Source organism: Microbacterium sp. ZXT2-5, from assembly GCF_055329545.1.
Genome location: NZ_JBUZWD010000002.1, coordinates 339,995 through 353,472 on the forward strand (window position 1 = coordinate 339,995; position 13,478 = coordinate 353,472).

8 protein-coding genes are annotated in these 13,478 nt (G+C 70.5%); 5 read left to right on the top strand and 3 right to left on the bottom strand.

The annotated features are described in order from the left end of the window. Both valS and ACZBH1_RS15100 read right to left on the bottom strand, forming a co-directional pair. A complete protein-coding gene (gene valS, locus ACZBH1_RS15095) occupies positions 1–2,598 on the bottom strand; it encodes a valine--tRNA ligase (RefSeq protein WP_463646852.1) in 2,598 nt (865 codons plus the stop codon). A 140-nt stretch (positions 2,599–2,738) separates the two neighbouring features. Continuing rightward, positions 2,739–4,076, bottom strand: a complete 1,338-nt coding sequence (locus tag ACZBH1_RS15100) for an MFS transporter (RefSeq protein ID WP_336397014.1) — start codon at positions 4,074–4,076, stop codon at positions 2,739–2,741. A 310-nt stretch (positions 4,077–4,386) separates the two neighbouring features. Between ACZBH1_RS15100 and ileS the strand changes: the two genes are divergently transcribed. From ileS to ndk, 4 genes are read left to right on the top strand one after another with little or no spacing between them, the layout of a single operon-like run. Next, positions 4,387–7,779, top strand: a complete 3,393-nt coding sequence (ileS, locus tag ACZBH1_RS15105) for an isoleucine--tRNA ligase (protein WP_463647062.1) — start codon at positions 4,387–4,389, stop codon at positions 7,777–7,779. After that, a complete protein-coding gene (locus ACZBH1_RS15110; protein ID WP_336397015.1) occupies positions 7,776–9,140 on the top strand; it encodes a bifunctional folylpolyglutamate synthase/dihydrofolate synthase in 1,365 nt (454 codons plus the stop codon). Before ileS ends, ACZBH1_RS15110 begins: the two co-directional genes overlap by 4 nt. Then, a complete protein-coding gene (locus ACZBH1_RS15115) occupies positions 9,130–9,531 on the top strand; it encodes a DUF4233 domain-containing protein (protein ID WP_463646854.1) in 402 nt (133 codons plus the stop codon). Before ACZBH1_RS15110 ends, ACZBH1_RS15115 begins: the two co-directional genes overlap by 11 nt. Positions 9,532–9,550: 19 nt before the next feature. Further along, positions 9,551–9,967, top strand: coding sequence for a nucleoside-diphosphate kinase (ndk, locus tag ACZBH1_RS15120; RefSeq protein WP_336397017.1), 417 nt, complete (start codon positions 9,551–9,553; stop codon positions 9,965–9,967). A 69-nt stretch (positions 9,968–10,036) separates the two neighbouring features. Here ndk and ACZBH1_RS15125 read toward each other — a convergent pair whose 3' ends face one another. Further along, positions 10,037–10,654, bottom strand: coding sequence for a vitamin K epoxide reductase family protein (locus ACZBH1_RS15125; protein WP_336397018.1), 618 nt, complete (start codon positions 10,652–10,654; stop codon positions 10,037–10,039). Positions 10,655–10,994: 340 nt separating this feature from the next. Between ACZBH1_RS15125 and ACZBH1_RS15130 the strand changes: the two genes are divergently transcribed. After that, on the top strand, positions 10,995–13,412 hold the full coding sequence (locus ACZBH1_RS15130; protein WP_463646855.1) for an Rne/Rng family ribonuclease: 2,418 nt from the start codon (positions 10,995–10,997) through the stop codon (positions 13,410–13,412). Positions 13,413–13,478 lie beyond the last annotated feature (66 nt).

Genomic DNA, 13,478 nt, shown 5'->3' on the forward strand with positions numbered 1-13,478 from the left:
TCAGGCCTCCTGAGTGGCGAGCTGGATGTCGGTCACCGACACGGCGTCGGCGTCGGCGTACTCGATCCGCTCGATGCGGCCGACCGCCTTGAGGTCACCCTCGGCGAGCTTGAGCGCCTCGAGGGTCGCGGCCGGGGCGGCGATGACCGCCCGCGCCACCGGGGCCTTCTGCGACGCCTTGGCCTCCGTCTTGGCGCGACGCACGCCGACGAGCGCCGCGCTCACCGCGGTGAGCACGGCCGGGTCGCCCCACTCCTCGTCCGGCGCCACGGGCCACGCGGCCGTGTGCACGGAGCCCTCGTTGAACCAGGACCAGGCCTCCTCGGCGGCGAAGGCGAGCACCGGCGCGAGCAGCCGGAGGAGCGCCGACATCGCCAGGCGCAGCGCGAGTGCGGCGGAGGCCTGGCCGACATCGGTCTGGTTGTAGGCGCGCTCCTTGACCAGCTCGAGATAGTCGTCGCAGAACGTCCAGAAGAACGATTCGGTCACCTCGAGAGCACGGGCGTGGTCGTAGTCCTCGAGCGCCTTGGTCGCCTCGCGCACCACGCCGTGGAGCGTGGCGAGCATCGATGCGTCCAGCGCGTGGGTGACCTCGGCGCCCTCGGGGACCGGGAACGACAGGACGAACTTGGCGGCGTTGAGCACCTTGATCGCGAGGCGGCGGCCGATCTTGATCTGCGTCGGGTTCTGCGGGTCGAAGGCCGCGTCGGTGCCGAGACGGCTCGAGGCCGCCCAGTACCGCACCGCGTCCGACCCGTGCTGGGCGAGGATGTCGGCGGGCGTGACCACGTTGCCCTTGGACTTCGACATCTTCTTGCGGTCGGGGTCGACGATGAAGCCGGAGATCGCCGCATCCGTCCACGGCGCGCGGTCGTCTTCGAGGGCGCTGCGCAGCAGCGTCGAGAAGAGCCAGGTGCGGATGATGTCCTGTCCCTGCGGACGGACGTCGAACGGCGTGACGAGGTTCCACAGCTCGGGGTCGCGCTCCCAGCCTCCGGCCAGCTGCGGCGTGAGGGATGACGTCGCCCACGTGTCGAAGATGTCGTTCTCGCCGTCGAACCCGCCAGGGACGCCGCGCTGGTCCTCGGTGTAGCCGGGGGGCACGTCGGTGGAAGGGTCGATCGGGAGCGCGGCGAGGTCGGGCGTGAGAACGCGGCCGTAGTCGCGGTCGCCGTTCTCGTCGAGGGCGTACCAGACCGGGATCGGAACGCCGAAGAAGCGCTGACGGGAGACCAGCCAGTCACCGGTGAGACCGTTCGTCCAGTTCTCGAAGCGGACGCGCATGAAGTCCGGATGCCACGACATGCTCTTGCCCAGGGCGATGAGCTTGTCGCGCAGCGCCTCGTCCCGTGCGCCGTTGCGGATGTACCACTGGCGCGTCGAGACGATCTCCAGCGGGCGGTCGCCCTTCTCGTAGAACTTCACGGCGTGAGTGAACGGCTTCGGGTCGCCTTCCATCTCGCCGGACTCCTGGAGGAGCTCGACGATGCGCTTCTTCGCGCTGAAGACCGTCTTGCCGGCGATCTCGGCGTACGCCGCCTTGGCGGCATCCGTGGCGATGACGTCGGGCGCCTCGGCCATCACCCGGCCGTCCTGTCCGAGGATGGTGCGGTTCGGAAGCTGGAGCTCGCGCCACCAGACGATGTCGGTGACGTCGCCGAAGGTGCAGATCATCGCGATGCCCGAGCCCTTGTCCTGCTGGGCCAGCGGGTGGGCGAGAACGGGCACCTCGACGTCGAACAGCGGAGTGCGCACGGTGGTGCCGAAGAGCGGCTGATACCGCTCGTCGTCCGGGTGGGCGACGAGCGCCACGCAAGCGGCGAGCAGCTCGGGCCGCGTGGTCTCGATGAAGACGTCGCCCGACCCGTCGGTCCTGTGGAAGGCGACGCGGTGGTACGCGGCCGGCTGGTCGCGGTCTTCGAGCTCGGCCTGCGCGACAGCGGTGCGGAAGTCGATGTCCCAGAGCGTCGGCGCCAGGTCCTGGAACGCCTCGCCGCGCTCGACATTGCGCAGGAACGCCAGCTGGCTGGTGCGCATCGTGTCGTCGGAGATGGTGCGGTAGGTCTGGGTCCAGTCGACGCTCAGGCCGAGCGAGCGCCAGAGCGCCTCGAAGTGCTTCTCGTCCTCGACGGTCAGCCTCTCGCAGAGCTCGATGAAGTTGCGGCGGCTGATGGGGATCTGATCGGCGGCGCGGCTGGACTTGTTGTCGCCGCCCTCGTAGGGCGGCGTGAAGCCCGGCTCGTACGGCAGCGACGGGTCGCAGCGGACGCCGTAGTAGTTCTGCACCCGGCGCTCGGTCGGCAGGCCGTTGTCGTCCCAGCCCATCGGATAGAACACCGTCTTGCCGCGCATGCGCTCGTAGCGCACCTTGACGTCGGTGTGGGTGTAGCTGAAGACGTGGCCGATGTGGAGCGATCCCGAGGCGGTCGGCGGGGGAGTGTCGACCGAGTAGATGCCTCCGCGCCCGACCTCGACGGCGCGATCACGGTCGAAGAGGTACGTGCCCTGCGCGGACCACGCGGCGTCCCACTTCTGCTCGAGGCCCTCCAGCGCGGGCTTGTCGGGGATCTGTCCCTGTGCGGGGCGGGCGTCGGTCATGCGAACTCCTCGAGCGATATGTGCGGCACTGTGTGAGCGTGCCTGAGTGTGGGATGCCGCTCGATTCTAGCCCGGGCCGCGTGAAGGCGGAAAAGCGAGCGGATGCCGCGCGCTGCGGCATCCGCTCCCTCGATGTCTCGTCAGGCGTTCGCCGTCGCCGTCTCGGGTCGTGTCGCCAGCTCCGGCTCCACGCGGCGGCGGGACGCGAGGAAGGCCGCCACCAGCGTCACCGCCGACATGATCGCGAGGATGACGCCCGGGTGCCACCAGGCATAGCCGGTCGCCTCGCCGAGACTGAGCGTCAGGTACGGCACGAAGCCGCTCAGCGTCGCAGCCAGGGCGTACGCGAACGACAGCGCCGAGTACCGGAAGTGGTCGGGGAAGAGGTCGTTCATGAGCCCGCCCAGCGCCGCCCACGCCATCGTCGGCAGGATGCCGCCGACGATCATGGTCCCGACGAGGATCGGGAACGTCGCGAACTGCAGCAGGAAGTACATCGGGAAGGTGATGAGGAGCGTTCCCAGCGCACCCCACACCACCACGTTCGCCGAGCCGACGCGGCTCGCCCACGCGCCGAACAGCGGGATCGTCACGAGCTGCAGGAGACCGCCGATGGTCGTCGCGACCAGAAGGTCCTGGAAGCTGAAGCCGAGCTGCTCGACGCCGTAGTTGACGGTGTAGGTGTTCATGAGCGAGTACGACCCGATGCCCAGGAGCGCGGCGCCGACGGCGATCGCCATCGCACCGGGACGCTTCGCGAACATCGTCACGAACGGCACGCGGTCGCGGCGCCCCTCGGCGACGATCCCCTCGAACACCGGGGTCTCGGAGATGGACCAGCGCAGGTACAGCGAGACGAGCAGGAGGGGGAGCGCGAGGAGGAACGGGATGCGCCAGCCCCATTCGGCGATCTGCTCGGGCGGGAGCACGGCGGTGAGCACGATGAAGACCGTGGCGGAGAGGATCGAGCCGACGGGCGAGCCGAGCTGCGGGATCGCGGCGTAGAACGCGCGCTTGACCGGTCCGGAGTTCTCGGTGGCGATGAGGATCGAGCCGCCCCACTCGCCACCCAGCGACAGCCCCTGGACGATACGCAGGACGATCAGCAGCACCGCGCCGAGCCATCCGGCCTGGGCGTAGGTGGGCAGCAGGCCGATGAGGCCCGTCGCGACACCCATGATGGCGACGGTCCACAGGAGGGTCGCGCGGCGCCCGACGCGATCTCCCATGTACCCGAAGATCACGGCGCCGATCGGGCGGACGACGAAGGCCAGCGCGATCGTGAGGAACGCCGCGCTGGTGGCGCCGAACTGCCCCAGCGGGTCGAAGAACAGCGGCCCGACGAAGAACGCCGAGAAGTACGCGAAGAGGTAGAAGTCGAACGACTCCAGGGAGGTCCCCACCATCGATGCCCATGCGACGCGGCGCGTCGGGGCGTTGTCGAGGGGGAGGGTGGATGCGGGTGCTGCGGCGGTCACGGACGTCAATCTTGGCACGAGTCCAGAAACCAGGACGCGGCCGTTCGCATTCCCGCCTTGCGCACGCCCGGTAGACTCGTGCGATCAGCACCGATCCGGCCATCACCGGGGAGCTCTCGGAAGAACAGGACGCCACCGCGTGGCGTCCCCATTAGAACCGAGCGGGTCAGGCCCGTCACAGCCGCAGTGAGAGAGGACGGATGCCTCCGCCGAGGCATCCGTCAATGCAGGGTGGTACCGCGGTCGGCCGGAGAGTCTCCGGTTCGGTCGTCCCCGCAGGAAGCACACGAGCGAGCACCTGCGAGAGATGATGACCTACCCACGATCTGAGTCACGGTCCCCGAGCACCGGCGAAGCCGCCGTCGTCCCGAGCCCCCGCTTCCCCGACATCGAGCGGGAGACGCTCGCCTTCTGGGAGGCCGACCAGACCTTCCGCGCGTCGATCGACCAGCGCGAAGGCGCCGACGAGTGGGTCTTCTACGACGGTCCGCCGTTCGCCAACGGCCTGCCGCACTACGGCCACCTGCTCACCGGCTACGCGAAGGATCTCTTCCCGCGCTTCCAGACCATGCGCGGCAAGAGGGTCGACCGCGTCTTCGGCTGGGACACGCACGGTCTCCCCGCCGAGCTCGAGGCCATGAAGCAGCTCGGGATCACCGAGAAGAGCGAGATCGAGGCCATGGGCATCGCCGCCTTCAACGCGAAGGCCCGCGAGTCCGTCCTCGCCTACACGCGGGAGTGGGAGGACTACGTCACGCGCCAGGCGCGATGGGTGGACTTCGAGCGCGGCTACAAGACGTTGAACCCGTCGTACATGGAGTCCGTGCTGTGGGCGTTCAAGACGCTTCACGACAAGGGCCTCGCGTACGAGGGGTACCGCGTCCTGCCATACTGCTGGCGCGACGAGACACCGCTGTCGGCGCACGAGCTGCGCATGGACGACGACGTGTACAAGATGCGCCAGGACCCGTCGGTGACCGTCGCGTTCCCGCTGGTGGGCGCCAAGGCCGAGTCCCTCGGCCTCACCGGGGTGCGCGCGCTGGCGTGGACGACCACCCCCTGGACGCTGCCGACCAACCTCGCCCTGGCGGTCGGCCCCGGCATCCGGTACGTCGTGGTGCCCGGCGGGCCCGACGGCGCCGCCGACGTCCACCGCGGACCCGACGGCCGGGCCGACGAGGCGGAGGAGGCGTACGCCCACCGCTACCTCCTCGCCGAGGAGCTGCTCGGTGGGTACGCGAAGGACCTCGGCTACGCGTCCGCCGAGGCCGCCCGCGCCGCCGTCGTCCAGACGGTCCTCGGATCCGAGCTCGAGAACGTCGCGTACGACCGTCTGTTCGACTACTACGCGGATGCCGCGACCTGGGGCACCGAGAACGCCTGGCGCATCCTCGTCGACGACTACGTCACGACGGGCGACGGCACGGGCATCGTCCATCAGGCTCCGGCGTTCGGTGAGGACGACCAGCGGATCACCGAGGCCGCCGGCATCCCGCTCATCATGAGCCTGGACGACGGCGGGCGCTTCCTGCCGCAGGTGACCGACGTGGCCGGCGAGCTGTGGATGGACGCCAACCGGCCGCTCATCCGTCTGCTGCGCCAGGAGGGCCGTCTCCTGCGCGAGGCGAGCTACGAGCACTCGTACCCGCACTGCTGGCGATGCCGCAATCCCCTCATCTACCGCGCCGTCTCGAGCTGGTTCGTGCGCGTGACCGACATCAAGGACCGGATGATCGCCGGCAACGAGCAGATCACCTGGGTGCCCGAGAACGTCAAGCACGGCCAGTTCGGCAAGTGGCTCGAGGGCGCGCGCGACTGGTCGATCAGCCGCAATCGCTACTGGGGCTCTCCGATCCCGGTGTGGAAGAGCGATGACCCGTCGCACCCGCGGGTGGACGTCTACGGCTCGCTCGAGGAGCTCGAGCGCGACTTCGACCGTCTGCCGCGCAACGCGGAGGGCGAGGTGGACCTGCACCGCCCCTACATCGACGAGCTCACCCGCCCGAACCCCGACGACCCGACCGGCCGCTCGACGATGCGGCGCATCGAGGACGTCTTCGACGTGTGGTTCGACTCGGGGTCGATGCCCTACGCGCAGGTGCACTATCCGTTCGAGAACCAGCAGTGGTTCGACGAGCACTCGCCGGCCGACTTCATCGTCGAGTACATCGGGCAGACGCGCGGCTGGTTCTACGTGATGCACGTGCTGTCGACCGCGCTGTTCGACCGGCCGGCCTTCACGGGCGTCTCGTGCCACGGCATCGTGCTGGGCAGCGACGGCCTGAAGATGTCGAAGTCGCTGCAGAACTACCCCGACGTCAGCGAGGTGTTCGACCGCGACGGCTCCGACGCGATGCGCTGGTTCCTGATGTCGAGCTCGGTGCTGCGCGGCGGCAACCTCGTCGTCACCGAGGAGGGCATCCGCGCGGGCGTCCGGGAGTTCCTGCTCCCGCTGTGGAACGCGTGGTACTTCTTCGCCACGTACGCCAACGCGGCGCGCGGCGCCGGCGGAGCGGGCTACGAGGCGTCGTGGCGCACCGATTCGACCGACGTGCTGGACCGCTACATCCTGGCGCTCACCGGCGACCTCGTGCGCGACGTCGCCGCCGACCTGGAGGCGCTCGACTCGACGCTGGCCGCGGCCAAGCTCCGCGACTTCGGCGAGGCGCTGACGAACTGGTACATCCGCCGCTCGCGCGACCGCTTCTGGACGGGCGTGTCGGACGACCCGGAGAGCCGCCAGGCGTTCGACACGCTGTACACGGTGCTCGAGACGCTCACCCGCGTGGCCGCCCCGCTCATCCCGCTGGTGGCCGAGAAGGTGTGGCAGGGACTCACCGGCGGCCGCAGCGTTCACCTGCAGGACTGGCCCGACGCCGAGGCGTTCCCCGCGGCGGACGACATCCGCGCCGCCATGGACGCCGTGCGCGAGGCATCGAGCGTCGCCAACGCCCTGCGCAAGAAGGAGGGCCGCCGCGTGCGCCTGCCGCTTCCCACGCTCACGGTGGCGGTTCCGGATGCCGCAGCCCTCGCGCAGTTCGAGGGCATCTTGCGCGACGAGCTCAACGTCAAGACGGTTCAGCTCATGGAGCTGGGCGACGACGTGTCGGAGCGCTACGGCATCAGCAAGCGCCTCTCCGTCAACGCCCGCGCCGCCGGCCCGCGCCTGGGCAAGCAGGTGCAGCACGTGATCGCCGGGGCGAAGGCGGGTGTGTGGGAGGAGCGCGACGGCGCCGTGATCGTCGACGGCATCGCCCTCCAGCCCGGCGAGTACGACCTGACGCTCGAAGCCGGGGGCGTGGCGGAGGGGACGGCGATCGCCCTCCTCGCGGGCGAGGGCTTCGTGCTGCTCGACACGACCACCACGCCGGAGCTCGAGGCCGAGGGGCTCGCGAGGGACGTCATCCGAGCCGTGCAGGACACGCGCAAGGCCGCCGGATTCGACGTCAGCGACCGCATCCGCCTGGCGCTGCTCTTCGACGAGGCCGCCGACGGCGAGGCCGTCGCGTCCGCGTTCGACGTCGCCGACGTCGCGGGTGAGACCCTCGCGGTCGCGCACTCGGTGAGCACCCGCGGCAGCCGGCTCGTCGTCTCGGGCGACGGCGACACGCCCGTCGAGTACGAGGCCGTCGTCGACGCGGGCACGTACGCCAATCGCGGCGCGTTCACCGTCTCGGTCGGCAGGGTGGGGGTCTCCGCATGAGCGACCGCGACCGCCGCAGGGCCGACGCCGTCTACGAGGCGCTGCTCCAGCGCCAGGGGGAGCGGTGGGTGCAGCCGCGCGTCGAGCGCACCCGCCGCGTGCTCGAGCTGCTCGACGACCCCCAGAAGACGTATCGCGTCGTGCACGTGACCGGCACGAACGGCAAGACCTCCACCAGTCGCATGATCGAGAGCCTCGTGCGTGCCCACGGCCTGCGCACGGGCCTGTTCACCAGCCCGCATCTCGAGCGGTTCACCGAGCGCATCATGATCGACGGAGAGCCGATCGACGACGCCGCCGTCGCCGACGCGTGGGACGAGATCTCGCCGTTCGTCGACATCGTCGATGCCGAGCTGGAGTCGAAGGACGATGCGCCGCTGACCTTCTTCGAACTGCTCACGGTGCTGGCGTTCGTGGCGTTCGCGGACGCGCCGATCGACGTGCTGGTGCTCGAGGTGGGAATGGGCGGGTCCTGGGACTCGACCAACACCGCGGACGGGGACGTCGCCGTGTTCGCGCCGATCGACGTGGACCACGCCGACCGGCTCGGCGACACGATCGCCGAGATCGCCGCGGTCAAGGCGGGCATCATCAAGGACGGCGCTGCAGTCGTCTCGGCGCGGCAGGATGCCGCCGCCGAGGCGGCGCTGCGCGAGGCAGCGACCCGCCACGGCGCCTCGATCGCCTTCGAGGGTGCGGAGTTCGCCCTCGCCGAGCAGCGTCTGGCCGTGGGCGGGCAGCAGATCACGGTGCGCGGGCTCGCGGGCACATACGAGGACGAGTACCTGCCGCTGTACGGCGCCCACCAGGGCTTCAACGCCGCCCTCGCGATCGCCGCGGTGGAGTCCCTCGTCGGGGGAGGAGCCCAGCGCATCGCCGGCGACGTCCTGGCCGAGGGTCTCGGCGCCGTCACCTCGCCGGGGCGTCTCCAGCTGGTCGGCGCAGCACCCACGGTGCTCGTCGACGCGGCGCACAACCCGCACGGCGTCCGCGCACTCGTCGGCGCCCTGCGCGAGAGCTTCGACTTCGACGAATGGGGCGTGGTGCTGGGCGTGCTCTCCGACAAGGACGCCGCCGGAATCGTGGCCGAGTTCGCACCGGTCGCCGCCCACGTCTTCGCCACGGCGCCGGACTCCGAGCGGGCCGAGGACGCCGACGCCATCGCCGACCTCGCCGAGGCCCACGACCTGCGGGTGTCGGTGCACCGCGACCTCGCGGATGCCGCCGAGGCGGCGCGCACGTGGGCGGCGGCATCCGATCGCCGTGCCGTCGTCATCGCGGGCTCGGTCGTCCTCGCCGGCGAGGCGCTGGCGCTGTCCGCCTCCGAGGACTGGAAGAGCGGGTCGAGCGATGAGCGCTGAACGGCCCGCACGGCCCCGCCGCGCCCGAGGGGCGGCGGAATCGCTGGGCGCCATCGTGCTCGGATTCGAGTCGCTCATCGCGTTCCTGGCAGGACTGGTGATCTACGGTCTGAAGGCGCTGCCCGCGCCGATCGAGCCGTGGTGGGGGATCGTCGCGGGCACCGTGGTGGCGGCGCTCATGATCGCCACCACGCGCGTGCTGCGCCACCGGTGGGGCATCGCGCTCGGCTGGGCCCTGCAGGTGATCGTGGCGCTCGGCGCCCTCTTCGTCCCCGCGCTGGCGCTCGTCGCCGTCATTTTCGGCGGCATGTACGGGTATGCGACGATCAAGGGGGCCGCTCTGGACCGGCGCAACGCGCAGCTCGCGGCGAATCCCCCCGAAGAAGCCTGATCCGAAACGAAAGGCCCGCATGCCCACCGAAGAGACCCTCGTCCTCGTCAAGCCCGACGGCGTCGCCCGCGGCCTCACCGGCGCGATCCTCGCCCGCATCGAGGCGAAGGGGTACGCCCTCGTCGACATCCGCCTGGTCGAGCCCGACCGCGAGCGGCTCGAGCGCCACTACGCCGAGCACGAGGGCAAGCCGTTCTACGAGCCGCTGCTGGAGTTCATGATGTCCGGCCCGTCCGTCGCCATCCGCCTGGCCGGCAACCGGGTCATCGAGGGGTTCCGCTCGCTGGCCGGGACGACGGATCCCACCACCGCGGCGCCCGGAACGATCCGCGGCGACCTGGGCCGCGACTGGGGCCTGAAGGTGCAGCAGAACCTCGTGCACGGCTCCGACAGCCCGGAGTCGGCCGCCCGCGAGCTGGACATCTGGTTCGCCTGAGCCGACCGGCGCGGGGGCCATCGTGCGCACGCGCGGTCGCGCCGGTCGACGGCGCGGCCGTCCGTCGCATCAGCCGAAGAGCGTCTGCCAGACGTTGACGATCGCGTTCATCTCAAGCTGCGCCAGCAGCAGGATGATCGCGTAGCTGAGGATCGCGGCCAGCGGCACCCACGCCATCAGCCGGTCGGCGACGCGCCGCACGCCTGCCGACGCCGGGAAGAGTCCCGCCCGCAGCAGGTGGAGGGTGACGGCGTAGAACGTCGGGATCGTCACCGACCACGTCACCATGCACCACGGGCACAGCGTATGCAGGTCATAGATGCTCTGGCCGATCAGCCAGATGACGAAGCCGAACGCGAAGGCGATCCCCGCCCAGAAGCACCACCAGAACCAGCGCGCGAACCGGGCCCGCGCGAGGATCGCCATTCCCACGACGATCGGCGCCATCCAGCCGGTGAGTCCGAGGATCGGGTTGGGGAAGCCGAACACGCTGCCCTGCCACGAGTCGAGGTTGGCGCTGCACTGGACCAGCACGGAGAAGTCGCACGACGCGATGGCGTCGGGATTCGCGAGCGCGTGGAGCTTCTCTAGGGTGAGCGAGAACGCCGCCCACCAGCCGATCACACCGGCGACCACGAGCCAGACGGCGAGACCGGTCGGACGGGCGTGGCTGTGCTGCTCGGGCATGCCTCGGATTATGGCATCCGGCTCTGATCGGTTGCCGCACCCGGCGCCGTGCCAAATGCCCGAGACGGCGCTCCAGCCCATCGGCGCGCCGCGAATGGGCAATATGGCGGGGGAAGTGCGATAATGGGGGTCGATCGATCACGGCCGCGCCGTGCCGGTCGCATACAGAAGACTTCAGGGCGACGAATGCCCTTGGCAGCGCGAACCTCCGCCAGAGCGCCGAGATCCGCTGCAGACCGAGTGAGTTCGCGGCACCGCCCCGTCCGGAGGGGCATGGGCGGCGCCGCACGAGATTTCGCCGGGCGACGCGCGGTGCCGCCCCGCTAGGAGTACGCCAGTGATGGCTGATGGAACCGATGCAGAATTCATCCCTGGGACCGATCCGGACGCTCCGCTGACAGCGGCGCCGGTCGACGACGCGACGTCCGCAGCGGCGGGCGCACAGGTCGAGGACCACGGGGTGGCCGACACGGACGGCGCGACGGCGGATGCCGGCGTCGCGACCGACGGCGACGGAGCCGACGGAGAGCCTGCGGCGACCGCCGACACCCCCGCGGGTGAGGCGGCTGAGGCAGCCGCAGCCGAGGGTGAGACGGCCCCCGGGGCCGCCGCCGTCCCGGCGCAGGAGGCGGCGGACGGCGCGAGCGCCGATGCGGACAGCCCCGGTGGTGCGCAGCCCGCGGACGCCGGTGGGCCGTCGCCCACGGAGCCGGTCACGGCGGTGAGCCTCGGCCTGCTGCCGCAGGAGTTCGTCTCGGCGGTCTCGACGCAGCTGCACTTCTACGCGCCCGAGATCGCCGTCCTCCCCGCCCGTCCCGGACGCGAGCGGGAACGGGAGCGGGAGCCCGAGGCCGACGCCTCCGGTTCGGGGTCGTCGCGCCGCCGCAGCCGTCGTCGCGGCGGCGAGGGCAGGGACGAGGCATCCGCGTCCTCCGATCAGCCGCAGCAGCCGCGGCAGCGCGCGGTCGAGCTCATCACCGAGCCGCAGCGCATCAAGGGATCGACGCGGCTGGAGGCCAAGAAGCAGCGGCGCCGCGACGGCCGGGAGGCCGGTCGCCGCCGTGCGGTCGTCACGGAGGCCGAGTTCCTCGCCCGGCGCGAGTCCGTCGACCGCGTCATGATCGTCCGTTCACGCAACGGCCGCATCCAGATCGCGGTGCTCGAAGACAACGTGCTCGTCGAGCACTACGTCGCCCGCAGTCAGGACGCCTCGCTGATCGGAAACGTCTACCTCGGCCGTGTGCAGAACGTGCTGCCGAGCATGGAGGCGGCGTTCGTCGACATCGGCCGTGGCCGCAACGCCGTGCTGTACTCGGGCGAGGTGGACTGGGATGCCGTCGAGACGGGCAACCAGCCGCGTCGCATCGAGCTCGCCCTCAAGAGCGGCGACCGCGTGCTCGTGCAGGTGACCAAGGACCCGGTCGGGCACAAGGGCGCCCGCCTCACCAGCCAGATCTCCCTGCCGGGCCGCTACCTCGTGTACGTGCCGGGCGGCGCCATGAACGGCATCTCCCGCAAGCTGCCCGACACCGAGCGTGCGCGCCTGAAGAAGATCCTCAAGGAGGTGCTGCCCGAGTCGTCTGGCGTCATCGTCCGCACCGCGGCGGAGGGGGCGACCGAAGAGCAGCTCACCCGCGACGTGCAGCGTCTCACCAACCAGTGGGAGCACATCTCCAGGCAGATCGAGTCCATCCAGGCGCCGGCGCTGCTGCACTCGGAGCCCGACCTGCTGGTCAAGATCGTGCGGGACGTCTTCAACGAGGACTTCTCGAAGATGCTCATCCAGGGCGACGACGCCCACCACACGATCTCGAAGTACCTCGAGTCTGTCGCACCCGACCTCCTCGAGCGCGTCGAGCGCTTCGAGGGCGAGCACGACCCGTTCGACGAGTTCCGCGTCACCGAGCAGATCGAGAAGGCACTCGACCGCAAGGTGTGGCTGCCCTCGGGCGGCTCGCTGGTCATCGACCGCACCGAGGCCATGACCGTCGTCGACGTCAACACCGGCAAGTTCGTCGGCTCGGGCGGCAACCTCGAAGAGACCGTCACCAAGAACAACCTCGAGGCCGCCGAGGAGATCGTCCGCCAGCTGCGCCTGCGCGATATCGGCGGCATCATCGTCGTCGACTTCATCGACATGGTGCTCGAGTCCAACCGCGACCTCGTGCTGCGGCGGCTCGTCGAGTGCCTGAGCCGCGACCGCACCAAGCACCAGGTCGCCGAGGTGACCTCGCTCGGACTCGTGCAGATGACCCGCAAGAAGCTCGGCCTCGGTCTGCTCGAGACCTTCAGCGAGGCGTGCGAGGTGTGCGCGGGCCGTGGCCTGATCGTGCACCACGACCCCGTGGTCAAGCACCGCGCGCCGGCCACGGGTGCGTCCTCGTCCGGTCGCCGGGGCCGCGGCGCGTCGCCCGCGCCGACGAACGGCGGCTCGAACGGCACCCATGTCATCACCGAGGGCGTGAAGTCGGCCCTGGCCCAGATCGCCGCCTCGACCATCCACCACCATGACGAGGCACCGGTGGCCGAGGCCGCCCCGGTCGTGGAGCAGCCGCAGGCCGAGCGTCCCAAGAAGCGCAAGAAGCGTCAGGATGCCGGCCAGAAGCGCGAGACGAAGACCGAGAAGGACATGCTCCTCGATTCGGTGCTCAACGCCCTCCCCGAGCCCAAGGCTCCTGGTCAGGGGCGCTCGCGTCGGCGCGTGACCACGGCGGCCCTCACCGGCACGCCGGTTCCGCACACGCCCGCCGAGGACTGAGGTCGCCCGGGGCCCGGCGCACGCCGGGCCTCGGGCGGCCACCCCCTGTCGGCGCTTCCCCGCCAT